This window comes from Paenibacillus sp. 2003, from assembly GCF_031455635.1.
In the GTDB taxonomy this organism is placed as follows: domain Bacteria; phylum Bacillota; class Bacilli; order Paenibacillales; family Paenibacillaceae; genus Paenibacillus; species Paenibacillus amylolyticus_B.
The window spans coordinates 9,203-28,455 of the sequence record NZ_JAVDTB010000009.1; the positions used below are offsets into that span (position 1 = coordinate 9,203).

General features: G+C 53.6%; 1 protein-coding gene. It reads left to right on the forward strand.

All coding sequences use genetic code 11. From position 1 onward, the window contains the following. The first annotated feature begins 7 nt into the window (after nucleotides 1–7). The gene (locus J2X75_RS25330; protein WP_310341431.1) at nucleotides 8–18,997 is read left to right on the forward strand and encodes a non-ribosomal peptide synthase/polyketide synthase; all 18,990 of its coding nucleotides are present in this window, start codon (nucleotides 8–10) and stop codon (nucleotides 18,995–18,997) included. The last annotated feature ends 256 nt before the right edge of the window (nucleotides 18,998–19,253 follow it).

Here is a 19,253-nt window from a genome sequence, read left to right on the forward strand (position 1 = left end):
TGTCGATGTGAGAGATAATACGAACAAGCAATATGGATTAACGCAAGCCCAGCGCCGGATATGGTTCATGGAAATTATGAATCCGGGCACATCCATCACGATGCTTTCCGCGACCTACCAGATTACGGGCGAGATCGACACCAAGCTGCTGGAGCAAGCGGCGGCAGAGATTGTCAAAACCTATGACGCTTTCCGAATCCGCATTAGCGGGGATTTGCAAAATCCAACGCAGTGGTTCGAAGAGCCGGAGAATGTCCAAGCCAGGATAAGCCACCTCGAAATAGGCACGACCGAACAATTCTATGCTTGGGTGAAAGAAGTAACCGAAAAACCGGCCAGCGTGTTCGACGAACACCTCTACCAATTTACGATGATCCATTTTGCGAACGGCCAAGTATGGCTTAATTTGACTGTAAATCATATCATTGCCGATGGCTTGTCCGTCACTGCTTTGCTGCATGCGGTGATGGAAAAATACCTGGAACTGCGCAAAGGTATCTTCAACAGTTGTCAGGCCCCTTCCTATCTGGATTATATTTCAACTGAGCATGAATATGAGCAATCGCAGCGTTATCAAAAAGGCAAGGAATACTGGCTGACCAAGTACAACACTTTGCCTGAAACGAGCGGCATTAAATCGGTTCCGCCATTCTCGATTGGCAGCGAATCGAATAAACGTTCCATCACTTTGGATGGTTCCCGGTACGACCGCATTCTGGCTTTTAGCGAACAATATCAGGTCAGTTTATATACGTTATTTTTGTCCGCCATGTACGTCTTATTGTACAAGCTGACCGACAGCACCGATGTGCCGGTCGGAACGGTTTTTGCCAATCGCACTAGCAAGAAGGAAAAAGAAACGATCGGTATGTTCGTCAGCACCGTGGCTACGCGGATTAGTCTGAATCCAGATGGGTCCGTGCTTTCCTTGATCCAAACGGTTTCCAAGGAAAATACGGCGGATCTGCGGCATCAGAAATATCCTTATAACCAATTGATCCAGGATTTACGCGAACAACACGGCCGCAACGATCTTTCCGAGTTGTTCCGCACGTCTCTGGAATATCTGCCTTTGAAAATCGTGGAGTACGAAGAAATCAAGGTACGTCTGGAGGCTCACTTTGCTAGGCACGAGATGGACGATTTACTGCTGCGCTTCGACCATATGCTGAATGAAGGCCATGTCATTCTCCATGCTTCCTATCGTACCGGCCTGTTCGAGACGACCGAGATTGATCGCATTATGGAACAGTATGTAACCGTTTTGGACCAGTTTCTTGAGACTCCCGAACTGCGGGTACGCGAGATTTCTCTACTGGGCGATGAGGAGAGACGCCGAATTCTGGACGTGTTTAACCCGCCGGTGGCAGCACTGAGCGAGGGAATAGCGTTTCACCGGTATGTCGAAAAGTTTGCCCGAGACATTCCGGATCACCCGGCAGTTGTTTACATGGACAAAAAGCTGACCTACGGCGAATTGAACAAACGCGCCGAGCGGCTGGCTTCGCTCCTTCGTGAACAGGGCGTGGGAAGGGAGACGATTACGGGGATCTGGGCGGAGCGCTCGGTGGAACTGCTGGTCGGTGTGCTCGCCGTATGGAAAGCCGGCGGAGCTTATGTACCGCTGGACCCCGATTATCCGGCGGAGCGGATTGAGTACATGCTCAGCGATAGCGAAGCATCGGTGCTGCTTACGCAGCGTCATCTGTTGGAGGGGGCCGGAGGTTGGTTGGCCGATGGCCGGCTGAAGCTTCAAGCTGTCTATGCGATGGACGATGAACAGATGTATAACGGGGATACCTCAGCCGTGGAATTTGAATCTGCTGACAGTGCCCCGCAAGACTTGGCTTATGTGATTTACACCTCGGGTACGACGGGACGCCCAAAAGGCGTCATGATTGAGCATGGTAGTCTCATGAATACAGCGGATGCGTACCGCCGTGAGTACCGGTTGGATCAGTTCCCGGTGCGTCTGCTGCAACTGGCAAGCTTTTCGTTTGACGTGTTCGTTGGAGACATCGCGCGGACGCTGTATAACGGAGGCACGATGGTAATTGTGCCAAAGGAAGACCGGATTGATCCGAACCGCTTATACGGCTGGATTCGGGAGCAAAACATTACGGTATTTGAATCGACACCTGCGCTTATCCTGCCGTTCATGCAGCATATTTATGAAGAAGGGCTGGACGTCAGCTCCATGCAGTTGCTGATTACCAGCTCGGATGCTTGCAGTGTCACCGATTACCGATTGCTGCAGGAAAGATTCGGCGGACAATTCCGCATCATCAACAGCTATGGCGTTACCGAAGCGGCGATTGACAGCAGCTTTTACGATGAGCCGCTGGACAAGCTCCCATCGTCGGGTCATGTGCCGATCGGCAAAGCTTGGCTGAACGCCCGGTTTTACATTGTCGATGCAGGGTTAAAGCCGGTTCCTGTAGGGGTTCCGGGTGAGCTTGTCATCGGCGGCGCCGGGGTGGCGCGCGGGTATTGGAACCGTCTGGACCTGACCGTCGAGAAGTTTGCAGACAGCCCGTTTGTGCCTGGCGAACGTCTGTATCGGACAGGAGATTTGGCCCGCTGGCTGGAAGACGGCAACGTTGACTTCATTGGCCGGATCGACTATCAGGTGAAAATTCGCGGGTTCCGGATCGAACTCGGCGAAATTGAAACGGCCCTGCTGCGTCTTCCGGACGTCAAGCAGGCTGTGGTGACCGACCGTACGGATGAGCAGGGGCAAAAGTATCTGTGCGGCTACGTGGCAGGGGATGCTTCCCTGCAGCTGAGTGATCTGCTGTCCCAATTGAAGCAAGAGCTGCCGGCACATATGGTTCCGGCCCGGCTGGTGTCTCTTGATCAGCTTCCGCTCACACCGAACGGCAAGATTGACCGTAAAGCGCTGCCTGAACCGACCGGAGAGGTAGAAGCGGGCCGTGAGTATATGGCTCCACGCACAACACTGGAAACAAGACTTGCTCTTATTTGGCAGCAGGTGCTGGGTATTGCGCGAGTTGGAGTCCATGACGATTTCTTTGACCTGGGTGGTCATTCCTTGCGGGCCTCCGCGCTTGTTTCCAAGATTCGAAAAGAGCTGCAAGTCGAGGTTCCACTGCGGGACGTTTTCCGCTACACCACGATTGAACAGCTGGCCCAAAGAATCAGCGGTTTAAAGCAGCAGGAGACGTATGAGATTACAAAGGCGGCAGAGGCCGAGTATTATCCGGTTTCATCCGAGCAAAAGCGTCTGTACGTCCTGCGCCAGCTTGACGCGGCCGAGCGTAGCTACAATATGTCGGCGGCGCTTCTTCTCGAAGGCAAGCTGGACCGCACGCGCGTAGAGTACGCGTTCCGTGAGCTGATTCAGCGCCATGAGACGCTGCGTACCGGGATCGAGCAGGTTCAAGGCGAGCTTGTGCAGCACATCTATGACGAGGTGGAGTTTGCCGTAGATTATTTCCAGGTGAGCGAGCGAGAAGTGGACCAAGTGGTCGAAGCATACTATCACCCGTTTGATCTGACCAAGCCGCCACTTCTTCGCATTGGTCTGATCGAAGTCGCCAAGGATCGCCACATTCTGCTGTTCGATATGCACCATATCGTTTCGGATGGTATCTCGACAGCATTGCTTTTCGACGAGTTCAGCCGCCTGTATCGGGGTGAGGAGCTGGCTCCGTTGCATATTCAATACAAAGATTATGCCGTTTGGCAGCATTCCGAACCCTACGGGCAGTTGGTCGAGCCGCAGAAGGAGTACTGGCTGGAACAGCTGTCGGGCGAGCTACCTGTATTAGAACTGCCAACAGACTTCCCGCGGCCTGCGGTGCAAAGTTTTGATGGCCGGACCGTGAAGTTTGATATTGGGAAAGAGCGGACGGAGAAGCTGAAAGAACTGGCCGCACGGACGGGTACGACCCTGTACATGGTGCTGTTGTCTGCTTACTCGATCCTTATGCATAAATATTCGGGTCAGGAAGATCTGATCGTGGGAACGCCGATTGCTGGAAGAACGCAAGAAGAAGTGCAGCCGATCGTAGGGATGTTTATCAACACGCTGGCTATTCGCAGCCATCCGGAGCGTTCCAAGCCGTACCTTAAGTATCTGGAAGAAATCAAGGAAATCACGCTCGGGGCTTTTGAACACCAAAATTATTTGTTCGAAGATGTGTTGGAAAGCCTTCACATTCCGCGCGCGACTGGCCGGAATCCGCTCTTTGATACGTTCTTTTCCCTGCAAAATACGGAGAATGAGCAAATTGTCATCGAGGGGCTGGAGCAATCGTTTTATCCGTTGGAAAACCGAACGTCCAAGTTCGAGTTGCTTCTGGACATTTCGGAGCTGGATGGTCAGCTCGAATGCCGGTTGGAATACGCTACGGCTTTGTATAAACAGGAGACCGCGGAGCGGTTCGCCAGACATTATGACAAGCTGCTCGAAACTATCGCAACAGCGCCGGAAGGGGATATTGCTTCGCTGGAAATGCTAACGGAGCAGGAAATCCGTGAACTGGTGTGCGGTTTCAATGATTCGGAGGCAGACTACCCGCAGCAGACGATTCATGGCTTGTTCGAAGAGCAGGCGAAGCTTTACCCGGATAACGTGGCCGCCGTCATGAATGAGTGGCAGTTGACTTACCGCGAACTGAACGAGCGATCCAACCGCCTTGCACGTAAGCTGCGGGAGACAGGAGTCGAAGGGGATCAGTTGGTAGCGATTCTGGCCGAACGTTCGCTTGATATGGTCGTCGGCATTCTGGCGATTCTCAAAGCGGGTGGAGCCTACGTACCTGTCGATCCCGACTACCCGGAGGAGCGCATCCGCTTCATGATCGAAGATTCGGGCGCACCGTTATTGCTGATTCAAAAGCATTTGCATGAGAAGACCAACTTCGCAGGAACGCGCCTTGAATTGGACGATTTCGTTTGGGGCAACAAAGGGGCGGACTCCGCTGGTGAGCTGGACGCTTCGAATCTGGAGCCGATTTCCGGGCCGGGTAACTTGGCTTATGTCATCTACACATCGGGAACGACTGGCAAACCCAAAGGCACGTTGATTGAGCATAAAAACGTCGTGCGCCTTTTGTTCAACGACAAGAACCTGTTTGACTTTGGGCCGTCCGACACGTGGACGTTATTCCACTCGTTCTGCTTCGATTTCTCCGTCTGGGAGATGTACGGAGCACTTCTGAATGGAGGAAGGCTGGTTATCGTACCGCCACTTACGGCGAAAAATCCGGCCGAGTTCCTGGCACTGCTGAGCCGCGAACGGGTCACGATTTTGAACCAGACGCCAACATATTTCTACCAACTGCTGCGTGAGGTTTTAGCGGACCATCCGTACGATCTGCGGATTCGCAACGTCATCTTCGGCGGCGAAGCGCTCAGCCCGCTGTTGCTCAAGGGTTTTAAGACAAAGTACCCGGAGACAAAGCTGATCAATATGTACGGTATTACCGAAACGACGGTTCACGTGACGTATAAGGAAATTACATGGATCGAGATGGAGGCGGCGAAGAGTAATATCGGCAAGCCGATCCCTACGCTGAGCGTGTACGTCCTGGATGAAAACCGTCGTCCTGTTCCGATCGGCGTAGCAGGCGAAATGTACGTAGCCGGAGAGGGCCTGGCGAGGGGATACCTGAATCGCCCGGATTTGACGGCGGAAAAGTTCGTTGTTTCCCCGTTTGCGGAGGGGGAAAAACTGTATCGCTCAGGCGACTTGGCGGCCTGGCTGCCGGACGGCAACATTGAATACCTCGGCCGGATCGATCATCAGGTCAAAATCCGCGGGTACCGGATCGAGCTGGACGAAATTGAGACGCAGCTTCTGAACGTGGAGGGTGTGGAAGAAGCGGTGGTGCTCGCCCGTCAGGACAGTGGGGGCGAGAAGGCGCTTGTTGCCTACTTTGTGGCGGACCGGACGCTGACGGTTAGCGAAATGAGAACCTCGCTGGCCCAACAAATGCCGGGATATATGATCCCGTCGTACTTCGTGCAGCTGGAACGCATGCCGCTGACGTCCAACGGCAAAGTGGACCGCAAAGCACTGCCGGAGCCGCAAGGCGGCCTGCAAACGGGTGTCGAATACGTAGCCCCTCGTAACTTTACGGAGTCCCAGCTTGTGAAAATCTGGGAGGAAGTGCTGGGTTACTCCGGCATTGGAATTCTGGACAATTTCTTCGAGCTCGGAGGACATTCCTTGCGGGCAACAAACCTTGTCAGCAAGATTCGGAAGGAAATGAACGTTGAACTTCCGCTACGCGATGTGTTCCGCTATATGACGGTAGAATCGATGGCCGGGGCTATTGCCAGCTTGGAAGAATCAGAGCACAGCTCGATTCCAAAAGCGGAAGAGAGAGCGTACTATCCGGTTTCCTCTGCACAAAAAAGGCTGTACGTCCTGCATCAGCTGGATAGCTTGGAGCTGAATTATAACCTTCCAAGCGCCTTGCAATTGGAAGGGGCTTTGAACGAGGCCAAAGTAGAAGATGTGCTGACTACTTTGATGGCCCGGCACGATATGCTGCGCACCGGTTTTGAAATCGTAAATGGGGAGCCGATTCAACGTATTCATCCGCTCGTCGCTCTCAAGGTCGAGAAGATTCAAGCAAGCGAAAATCAGGTTGCAGCCATTCTTGAAGGCTTCCTTCAGCCTTTTGACTTGACCCAGCCGCCTTTGCTGCGCGCCCTGTTGATTGAATTGGAGAAAGAAAAATTCCTGCTCGCGCTGGATATGCATCACATTGCTTCCGACGGCCTTTCCATGGATGTGCTGCTGCGTGAATTCGTGCGGCTATACAATGGGGAAGAGCTGCCGGAGCTGCGGATTCAATACAAGGATTACGCCGTTTGGCAGCAATCCGAGGAACAGCGTCAACGCATCAAACGACAGGAGGAATACTGGCGCGGGGTATTCAGCTCCGAGCTTCCGGTTCTTGAGCTGCCTCTTGACTACTCCCGTCCAGCCGTTCAGCAGTTTGACGGTCAAACGCTCACGTTTACGCTAGATGCGGAGAAAGGCGAAGCTCTCAAACAGCTTGCCAGCGATTCGGGGGCAACGTTGTACATGCTTCTGCTGGCTGCGTACTCCGTATTGCTTCATAAATACGCGGGACAGGAAGATATAGTAGTCGGCACTCCGATTGCCGCTCGTTCTCACGCCGACTTGCAGCCGATTATCGGCATGTTTGTCAATACGCTGGCCCTTCGCTTGGGTCCGACGGCAGAGCGGACGTTCATGGATTACTTGCAGGAAGTGAAGGAAACGACACTTGGAGCCTACGAGCACCAGGATTATCCGTTTGAGGAACTGGTAGAAGCTCTTCAGGTGAGCCGGGATTTAAGCCGGAATCCGCTGTTTGACACCATGTTTTCTTTGCAAAAGCACGAAAGCCTGGATTTAATTCTTGAAGGCTTGCAATGGTCACTGTTTGACATCGAGGAAAAGACAGCAAAGTTTGATCTTAGCTTGGATATCGTGGAAGAGGGTAACGAGTTGGTTTGCAAGATCGAGTACGCTACCTCGTTGTTTAGACAGGACACGATGGTACGGCTGGCGGGTCATTACGAGCAGCTTTTGGCGTCGATCCTGGCTCAGCCGGGTGCGCGGATTTCGGATTTGGATATATTGACGGACAGCGAAAAGGATAATTTATTGGTCGGGTTTGACGTGTCGTCTTCGGCTCTTGTGAAGCAACCCGCCGTAGAGGGTACAGGTCTGGAAGCGGATGAGTCATGGAGAGAGAGAACGTTCCACGAGCTGTTCGAGGAGCAGGCGAAACGCGCTCCGGGAGCGCTAGCGGTTGTATACGAAGACAGCAAGCTGACATATGCGGAGCTGAATGCCAAAGCGAATCGTCTGGCGTATGTACTGCGGGCACGTGGGGTGAAACCGGAACAGGTGGTAGGCATTCTGGCCGGCCGTTCAGCCGAGCTGTTGATCGGGGTGCTCGCCGTATGGAAAGCTGGCGGTGCTTATGTACCGCTTGACCCCGACTATCCAGCGGAGCGGATCGAATATATGCTCGCGGATAGCGGGGCGTCGGTGCTGCTTACCCAGACCTGCCTGTTGGAGCAGGCGGAAACTTGGCGCTGCAATGGAGCTTTAACGCTGCAAACGGTGCTTGCACTTGATGACGCCGCGGCGTACAGCCTCGGAGCGGCGGAAACGGCTGTAGGCGTACAAGCTTTGGGCGAAGCGGGCGCGGAGGCGGAGGCTTTGGCGCAAGAGGCAACGGCTGCAGCCGAAACGTCCGTCACGGCAGAAGCTGAGCAGAACGTACAAGCGGCGGATCTCGCATCAAATCCGGCAAATGTGAACAAGCCAGGCGATCTGGCTTATGTCATCTACACCTCCGGTACGACAGGCCGTCCGAAGGGCGTGGCAGTGGAACACCGCAGCTTGGTGAACACGGCGGCGGGCTACCGGCGGGACTATCGTCTGGATCAGTTCCCGATCCGGCTGCTGCAACTTGCCAGTTTCTCGTTTGACGTGTTCGTTGGTGACATTGCACGGACGCTGTACAACGGTGGAACTATGGTCATCGTGCCGAAGGAAGACCGGATTGATCCAACCCGCCTCTATGGCTGGATTCGAGACTACGCCGTGACAGTGTTCGAATCAACTCCTGCGCTGGTTGTGCCGTTCATGGAGCATGTGTATACCGAGGGTCTGGACCTCAGCTCGATGCAGCTGCTGATCACAAGCTCGGATGCCTGCAGTGTAGCGGATTACCGCACCTTGCAGGAGCGCTTTGGCACGCAGTTCCGTATTATTAACAGCTACGGCGTAACGGAAGCGGCGATTGACTCCAGCTTCTATGACGAGCCGCTGGAGAAGTTGCCGAAAACCGGCAGCGTGCCGATCGGGAAAGCGTGGCTTAACGCCAGATTCTACATCGTGGATACAAATCTGAAGCCGGTGCCGATCGGGGTGCTCGGCGAGCTGGTTATCGGTGGAGCGGGTGTGGCCCGCGGTTACTTGAACCGCCCGGATTTAACGGCGGAGAAATTCGTAGATAGCCCGTTCACCGCTGGGGAGCGGTTGTACCGGACGGGTGATCTGGCACGCTGGATGCCTGACGGCAACGTAGATTTCATCGGCCGAATCGACAATCAGGTGAAAATTCGTGGTTATCGGATCGAGCTTGGTGAGATTGAAGCGGCCATGAAAAATGTTGCCGAGGTGCGGCAAGCGCTTGTCATCGACCGGACGGACGAGCAGGGGCAGAAATATCTGTGCGGATATGTCGTAATGGATTCCAGCTTCGATCTGGAAGGGCTTGTGGCCCATCTGGACGCCGTACTGCCTTCTCATATGGTGCCTTCGCGCATCATGCTTCTCGATCAATTGCCGCTTACACCGAACGGCAAGATCGACCGTAAAGCGTTGCCTGTGCCGGAAGGAAGCATTCGTGCCGAGGCTGCATACACGGCGCCGCGTACTCCTGCCGAGAAAGCACTCGCTTTGGTCTGGCAGTCAGTGTTAGGCGTGGATCAGGTTGGCACCATGGATAATTTCTTTGCGCTTGGTGGCGATTCAATTAAAGCTTTACAGGTATCTTCTCGTCTATTGCAGTCGGGGTACAAGCTGGTCATGAAAGATTTATTCCATTACCCGACGATTTCCGCCCTTAGTTTGCGGTTGCAAACAGCGGAGAGAACGGCAAGCCAGGCCGAAGTGACGGGAGAGGTTATCCTGACCCCGATTCAGCGCTGGTTCTTTGAACAAAATCCGGCCGATGTGCATCATAGCAATCAGGCATTCATGCAGTTCTCCAAGCAAGGCTTTGATGAAAAAGCTTTACGCCAAGCGGTGCGTCAGCTTATCGTGCATCACGATGCTCTTCGTACGGTTTATCGTCAAACCGAGAATGGTTATACCGCATGGAACCGCGGCGCCGGGGAGAGCGAAGTGCTGTTCGATCTGGAGGTTGTCGATTTCAAGGGAGCCCGCGACGTGAAAAAAGCGGTAGAGGCTAAGGCAAATGACATTCAAGCGAGCATTGATCTGGAAAACGGTCCGCTGGTGAAACTTGGCTTGTTCCGCTGCGACGACGGCGACCATCTGCTCATCGCAATCCATCACTTGGTCGTAGACGGTGTATCCTGGCGGATTCTGCTTGAGGATTTTGCTGCCGCCTATGAGCAGGCGCTGCAAGGGCAGCCGATCCGTCTGTCGCTCAAAACGGATTCATTCCAAACGTGGGCGAAACAGCTCGCTGATTATGCGAACGGGCCGGCGATGGAAAGCGAGAGAGCGTATTGGCAGTTTATCGAGCAATTGGCCTATGAGCCGCTTCCAAAAGATTTTGATCAAGGCAGATCCAAACTGAAGGACAGCGGGCTCGTAACCGTTCGATGGACAGCGGACGAAACCGAACAGTTGCTGAAGCAGGCTCATCGTGCTTACCATACGGAAATGAACGATTTGCTGCTTGCTGCGCTGGGCCTCTCAGTACAAGCTTGGAGCGGTCAGGAACGCGTGCTGGTGAACCTCGAAGGGCACGGCCGGGAAGAACTTTTGCCGGATATGGACATTACACGCACGGTAGGCTGGTTTACAAGCCAATTTCCTGTCGTTCTGGAGTCGGGTCGCGCTCAGTCACTCGGTCATCAGGTGAAACAGGTGAAAGAAAACTTGCGCCGCATTCCGAACAAAGGAATCGGCTACGGCATCCTGCGTTATTTGTCGGCGCCGCGTGACGGCGAGTGCTTCACTTTGGAGCCGGAGATCAGCTTTAACTATTTGGGTCAGTTCGACCAGGATTACGAAAGCAGCGGCTCGCAGCCTTCTCCGTTCAGCCCGGGCTCCGATTCAAGCCCGAATGCATTGATGGATTTTGTCCTCGATATCAACGGTATGGTGTCAGAAGGAGCGCTGGAACTCACGATCCGTTACGGGGAAACTCAGTATAAACGAGAAACGGTTGAGCGCTTGGGGACCCTGCTTCAATCGAGTTTGCGTGAAGTCATCAGCCATTGCGTATCGAAAGAGCGGCCGGAGCTTACGCCTAGTGATGTACTGCTTCAAGATGTGACGGTGGAGGAACTGGAGCGGCTGTCCGAACATACGGCGGCACTCGGCGAACTGGAGAATGTATACACCCTGACTCCGCTGCAAAAAGGGATGTTGTTCCACAGCTTGCTGGATGCCGATTCGGAAGCTTACTTCGAACAGGTGACCTTCGATCTGTATGGAAGTCTGAATGTGGAAGCCTTCACCCGTGGACTGGATACGCTGGTGCAGCGGAATGAGGCGCTGCGTACCAACTTTATTACCGGCTGGAGAGACGAGCCGATTCAAGTGGTATTCCGCGAGCGGAAGTGTGAAGTGTACTTTGAAGATATTCGCTCGGCAAGAGATGAACACCCGGAAAAGACGATAGCCGATTTTGTCAGCGCGGATAAAGCGAACAAGTTTGATTTGGCCCAAGACTCTCTTATGCGTGTGACCGTTTTGCGCACAGGCGACGAGTCTTACCATGTGATTTGGAGTCATCATCACATTTTGATGGATGGCTGGTGCATGTCCTTCATGATCAAGGAAGTGTTCGACACTTACTTTGCGTTTCAGGAGAAGCGAACGCTAGAGCTTCCTCCGGTTACCTCGTACTCCCGGTATATCGAATGGCTGGAAGCTCAAGATGTAGCGAAAGCTTCGGGTTACTGGTCGGAGTATTTGGCGAATTACGATCAGCAGACCAAACTGCCGCAGGAGAGAACGCAGCTGAAACAGCATGCTTTTGAAATGGCTGAAATCGATGTGGAACTCAGCAAAGGACTGACTGGGCAGATTGAGCGTGTGGCACGCCAGCAGCAGGTGACACTTAACACATTTATGCAGACTGTATGGGGACTGGTCTTACAGATATACAACAACAGCGAGGATGTTGTATTCGGTTCCGTTGTATCCGGCCGTCCGGCGGAAATTCCGGGCATTGAAAGCATGATTGGCCTGTTTATTAATACGATCCCGGTCCGTATTCAAGGTAAAGCCGAGGAGACGGTAGCCGATATTTTGAGAAAAACCCAGGATGAAGCGCTGGCATCGGGAGCTTACGAAACGTTCCCGCTGTTCGAAATTCAGTCGCTGAGCGAGCAAAAGCGTGACTTGATCAACCATATTATGGTCTTTGAAAATTATCCGATGGAAGAACAGATTGAGCAGGTTGTCGGCGGAGGACAAGAAGCGCTGAAAATCGCTAATATCCAATCACCAGAACAAACGAACTACGACCTGGACATTACCGTCATTCCGGAAGAGCATATTTTGCTGCGATTTACGTACAATGCACTGACATTCAGAGAGCATGACATCAGGCAGATCCACGGTCATTTTGCCCGTGCATTGGAGCAGGTTGCGGCTAATCCGAATGTTCGTGTACATGAGTTAGAGCTTTTGACGGCGGCGGAAAAAGAAGAAATTGTCGGCGCGTTTAATCCGGTGCAGCCGGAAGTGGCTCCTGTGGCCGCCTTCCATCGCCTGTTCGAGCAACAGGTGGAGCGCACACCGGCAGCGGAAGCCGTCGTATACGAGAACGATCGGCTGACGTACGCAGAGCTGAACGAGCGGGCGAATCGCTTGGCGGCAACGCTACGCGGAAGCGGCATTGGCCGGGAGACTATCGTTGGCATTCTCGCCGAGCGTTCGGTTGATTTGCTGGTGGCCGTGATGGCCGTCTGGAAAGCGGGAGGGGCGTATGTACCGCTTGACCCGGATTATCCGGCGGACCGTGTGCGGTTCATGCTGGAAGACAGCGGAGCGAAGGTGCTACTGACACAAACGCTGCTGCGAGAGCGTGCCGAATCCTGGCTCGGCGAAGAGGAATTGGCACTGGAGACGGTGCTGTATCTCGACGACGAAACGTCATACAGCGAAGATCGGGTAAATTCCCCGATGGGCTCCAGCATGGTTTCAGGTCTGGTCTCCGGCGAGCTGACGAGTGCTGTGAAAGACCGTAATGAGAGTCACCCAAATGATGTTGTCGGTATGGGCAGCTTCCATGAAGCCCGTCCGGAGGATCTGGCGTACGTCATCTACACGTCGGGAACGACGGGTAAGCCAAAAGGCGTGATGATCGAGCACCGCAGCCTGGTGAACACGGCAGCGGGCTACCGACGGGAATACCGGTTGGATCAGTTCCCGGTAAGGCTGTTGCAGCTCGCCAGCTTCTCGTTTGACGTGTTCGTGGGCGATATCGCGCGAACGTTGTACAACGGAGGCAGCATGGTCATTGTACCGAAAGACGACCGGATCGATCCGTCTCGTCTGCACTACTGGATGGAGCGGGAGCAAGTGACGATCTTTGAATCAACGCCGGCGTTGATCGTGCCGTTTATGGAATACGTGCATGAGAACGGGCTGGAGTTAAGCGGTATGGAGCTGTTGATTACAAGCTCGGACAGTTGTAGTGTGGCGGATTACCGTACCTTGCAGGAACGGTTTGGCCCATCGTTCCGCATTATTAACGCCTACGGTGTGACAGAAGCGGCAATTGACTCCAGTTTCTATGACGAGGAGTTGGCGAAGCTGCCGCAAACAGGCCATGTGCCGATTGGCAAAGCGTGGCTGAATGCGAAGTTCTATATCGTGGATGCACATCTGAATCCTGTTCCAGTCGGCGTGCTGGGCGAATTGGTTATCGGCGGAGTCGGTGTGGCGCGCGGGTACTTGAACCGTCCAGAGCTGACGGAAGAGAAGTTTGTAGATAGTCCGTTTATCGTAGGTGAGCGGTTGTATCGCACGGGAGACTTGGCGCGGTGGATGGAGGACGGAAACGTGGACTTCATCGGCCGGATCGATAACCAGGCGAAAATCCGGGGTTACCGGATCGAGACGGGCGAAGTCGAAGCAAAGCTGCTGAGTGTAGATGGCGTGAAGGAAACGGTCGTTGTTGTCAGGGAAGATCAAGAGGGGCAGAAAGCGTTGTGCGCTTATTATACATTGGAAAAAGGCTTGACGGCGGCAGATTTGAAACGGGCGATCTCCAGCGAGCTACCGGGATACATGATTCCGTCGTATTTCGTCGAACTGGAGCAATTGCCTCTAACGCCGAATGGGAAAATTGACCGGAAGGCGCTGCTAGCGCCGGAAGGGGGAGCAGGCGGAGGCCGCGAATACGTGGCGCCCCGCACCGAACTGGAGGGAAAACTGGCCGCCATTTGGCAGGAAGTGCTTGCTCGGGAGAAGGCGGTAGGCGTAACGGACAACTTCTTCGATCTCGGTGGACACTCCCTGCGGGCGACAACACTTGTCAGCAAAATGCATAAGGAGCTGGGCATTGAATTCCCGCTTCGCGACGTATTCCGCTACTCGACAGTTGAGGAAATGGCTGTGGCTATGGAGCGGTTAGAGGTCGGCTCGTTTACGGCTATTCCGGCTGCGGAACCTAGCGAGTACTATCCGCTCTCTTCTGCTCAGAAACGTCTCTACATCTTGAACCAGCTGGAAGGAGGCGAGCTGAGCTACAACATACCGGGAGCTATGTTACTCGAAGGGCAGCTCGACCGGCAGCGGTTTGAAGAAGCATTCCGCGGGCTTGTAGCTCGTCATGAAACGCTGCGTACCGGCTTTGAGATGGTTGAAGGCGAAGCGGTTCAGCGAATTTACGAAGAAGTCACCTTCCAGGTGGAATATGTGCAGATCAGCGGGGAGCAGGCGGAAGAAACGGTGCGCCAATTCGTTCGTGCGTTTGATCTGGCAAAGCCGCCACTTCTGCGGGTGGGCATTGCCGAACTGGCGCCGGACCGACACATTCTGATGTTTGATACACATCATATCGTATCGGACGGCGTTTCAATGGACGTACTGATCGAAGAGTTTGTGCACTTGTACAGCGGGGGGATGCTCAAGCCACTCCGCATTCAGTACAAAGATTATGCAGTATGGCAGCAATCGGACAACCAGAAAGCTCAGCTAGCCAAGCAGGAAGCCTACTGGCACGACATGTTCCGCGGAGAACTGCCAGTTCTCGAAATGCCGACGGACTATCCGCGCCCGGCTATGCAGAGCTATGAGGGCCGCACGCTGCAATTGTTTATGAATATTGAGAAAAGCGAAGGCCTGAAACGGCTTGCAGCTGAGAACGGCGCAACGCTTTACATGGTTCTGCTTGCAGCGTATAACGTGCTTCTGCATAAATATTCAGGTCAGGAAGACGTGGTGGTAGGTACGCCGATTGCGGGCAGAAATCACAGCGACGTTCAACCGCTGATCGGGATGTTCGTTAATACATTGGCCATTCGCAGTTACCCGGCTGCCGGTAAGACGTTCCTTGACTACTTGAAGGAAATCAAGGAGACAACGCTGGGTGCTTTTGAACATCAGAATTATCCGTTTGAGGAACTGGTGGATAAGGTAAACGTAGCTCGTGATTTAAGCCGAAATCCGCTGTTTGATACGATGTTTGCTTTGCAGAATACAGAAAATGTGGAAATCCAGCTTCCGGGACTGCATTTGTCGACGTATGCCAGCGAAGAAATTGTTTCCAAATTTGATCTCAGCTTGGACGTCACGGAGATTGAGGACGGCTTGGAATATCTGTTTGAATACGCCACGGCTCTATATAAAACCGAAACGGTGGAGAAGTTGGCTGCACACTACTTGCAGTTGCTTGAATCCATTCTCTGCAACCCGTCAGCGACGATTTCCGAGTTGGATATTTTGACAGCGGCGGAAAAAGAAGAACTTGTCGGCGCGTTTAACCCGGCGCAGCCGGAAGTGGCTCCTGTGGCAGCGTTCCATCGACTGTTCGAGCAACAGGCGGTACACACGCCGGAAGCGGAAGCTGTCGTCTACGAGAACGATCGGATGACGTATGCGGAGTTGAACGAGAGGGCGAATCGCCTGTCGGCCACGCTGCGCGCAAGTGGAGTCGGCCGGGAGGAGATTGTGGGCATTCTCGCCGAGCGCTCGGTGGACCTGCTGGTAGCCGTGCTGGCCGTCTGGAAAGCGGGAGGGGCGTATGTACCGCTTGCCCCGGATTATCCGGCCGACCGCGTGCGGTTTATGCTGGAAGACAGCGGAGCAAAGGTGCTTCTGACACAAACGCTGCTGCGAGAGCGTGCCGAAGCCTGGCTCGGCGAAGAGGAACTGGTACTGGCGACGGTGCTGTACCTCGACGATGAAACGTCGTACAACAAGGAACGAAGCAATGCGCCAATGGACTTCGGCCAAGGCTCCAGCAGTGCTCCCGATCAAGTCAACGGCAAGCTAACGGGGGCTGTGAACGGTGGTGGCGAGAGCCATCCAAATGATGTTGATGTTGTAGGTATGGACAGCTTCCATGAAGCCCGCCCAGAGGATTTGGCGTATGTGATCTACACGTCCGGAACGACGGGCAAGCCCAAGGGTGTGATGATTGAGCACCGCAGCCTGGTGAACACGGCAGCGGGCTACCGACGGGAATACCGGTTGGATCAGTTTCCGGTAAGGCTGTTGCAGCTCGCCAGCTTCTCGTTTGACGTGTTCGTGGGCGATATCGCGCGGACATTGTACAACGGAGGCAGCATGGTCATTGTACCGAAAGACGACCGGATCGATCCGTCTCGTCTGCACTACTGGATAGAGCGGGAGCAAGTGACGATCTTTGAATCAACGCCGGCGCTGATCGTACCGTTTATGGAGTACGTGCATGAGCAGGGGCTGGAGTTAAGCGGTATGGAGCTGTTGATCACAAGCTCGGACAGCTGCAGCGTGGCAGATTACCGGACCTTGCAGGAACGGTTCGGCCCGTCATTCCGCATCATTAACGCCTACGGCGTGACGGAAGCAGCAATTGACTCCAGTTTCTATGACGAGGAGTTGGAGAAACTGCCGCAGACAGGCCATGTGCCGATTGGAAAAGCGTGGTTAAATGCGAAGTTTTACATCGTGGATGCACATCTGAATCCCGTACCCGTCGGTGTGCTGGGCGAGCTGGTCATCGGCGGCGTTGGCGTAGCACGTGGGTACTTGAACCGTCCAGAGCTGACGGAAGAGAAGTTTGTAGACAGCCCTTTCACCGCGGGTGAGCGGTTGTATCGCACGGGAGATTTGGCGCGGTGGATGGAGGACGGCAACGTGGATTTCATCGGCCGGATCGACAATCAAGCGAAAATCCGGGGCTACCGGATCGAAACGGGTGAGATTGAATCGCAGCTGCTGCGGGTGGTAGGTATACGCGAAGCGGTGGTGCTGGTTCGAAGTGATGCGAACGGGCAAAAGGCGCTGTGCGCGTACTACACAACGGATATCGAACTGACGGCGGCCGACCTGAAACGAGCGATCTCTAGCGAGCTGCCGGGTTACATGATCCCGTCGTACTTCGTGGAGCTGGAGCATTTACCTCTGACACCAAACGGGAAAATTGACCGGAAAGCGCTACCGGCGCCGGAAGAGGGAGCAAGTGCAGGGCGCGAATACGTGGGGCCGCGCACTGATCTGGAGACGAAACTGGTCTCCATCTGGCAGGGCGTGCTTGGGTCAGTTACGATTGGTGTGACGGACAACTTCTTCGACCTCGGCGGTCACTCGCTGCGGGCGACAACGCTGGTCAGCAAGGTGCACAAGGAGCTTCACGTGGACCTGCCACTGCGCGATGTATTCCGGTACTCGACTATTGAAGCGATGGCTGAAGTGATTAACCGATTGGAGCAGCAGGAATTCTTCTCCATTCCGGTTCTGGATAAAAGGGAGTATTATCCGCTTTCCTCTGTGCAAAAACGGCTGTACATCCAACAGCAGATGGAAGGTGCCGAGCTTAGCTACAACATGTCCGGCATGACGGTTCTCGTCGGGCGCTTGGAGCGGAATCAATTCGAGGCGGCGCTCCAAGGATTAATCGCTCGTCACGAAGTTTTGCGAACTGGCTTCGAGATGGTCGACGGCGAACCGGTACAACGGGTTTATTCGGACTTGGAGTTTTCCGTCGAGTATACAAAAGCGCCGGAAAGTGAAACAAAAAGCATTGCAGATGCCTTTGTACGTGTCTTTGATTTGGAGCGGCCGCCGCTGCTGCGTGTGGGCTTAGTTGAATGGGAAGCGGAACGTCATCTGCTTATGCTGGACATTCATCATATCGTCACGGATGGCATGTCGATGGGTATCTTCATCGAAGAGCTGCTGCGCCTGTATAACGGTGAGACGCTGGAACCGCTTCGGATTCAATACAAGGAATTCGCCGCTTGGCAGCAGTCCGAACCTGTAAAAGAACGGCTGAAAAGTCAGGAAGCTTACTGGCTGGACATGCTGGAAGGTGAACTGCCAACGCTTGAGCTGCCTACGGACTTTGTCAGACCCGCCGCTCGCAGCTTTGAGGGAGATGTGCTGCCTTTCAGTATCGACAAGCAGATGACCGACAGCTTGCAGCGTATTGCCGATGAGAACGGTGCTACCCTATATATGGTGTTATCGGCGGCCTATTCCATCCTGCTCAGCAAGTACTCGGGACAAGAAGACTTCATTGTAGGCACACCGGTTTCAGGCCGCACACATGCCGACCTGGAGCCACTCATCGGAATGTTTGTCAACACGTTGGCGATCCGCCATTATCCATCCGGGGAGAAGACGTTCCTTGTTTACTTGAACGAAGTCAAAGAAACGATGCTGGGGGCCTACGACCACCAGGATTATCCGTTTGAAGAACTTGTGAAAAAGCTGCAGGTGCCGCGCGATCAAAGCCACAATCCTGTATTTGATGTCATGTTTGCAGTGGAAACGAAGGAAGATAACGTTCAAAGCTTCGGGGATATCCAGATCGAATCTTATCCGGAAACGCATACGGTTTCCCAATTTGACCTTACCTTGATCATTTCGTTGCTGGATGAGGGTATGAATGGGCAGTTTGAATATGCCACCAAGTTGTTTACGCGCAATCTGATCGACAATTTCGCTCAGGACCTGCTCGTGATCATCACCCAAATTTGCGAACAGCCTTCGGTGCTGCTCAAGGATATTTCCCTGAACGGGCAATCCGAACAGGAGCAAGATGAGCTAGAGGCTATTGATATTATTTTCTAATCCTTTATCCGGCTTGGGTGAAAATGGATCATTTAAGCACGTTATATGCGACATTCGGTATATTGAGGAAGTGGTAATGAAAATTTGTGGTGGTTTCACGACTTTTTTATCACCTGACAAAAGTATTTAAGTTATGTAACAAAGGGTCCTGATGACAGTTGTCATCAGGACCCTTTGTTTATGAACGTATAATTAATGTTCCTATGTCCAAATCAGTATGAGGTTATTATAATGAAAGCCTTTAACTGATATAGGA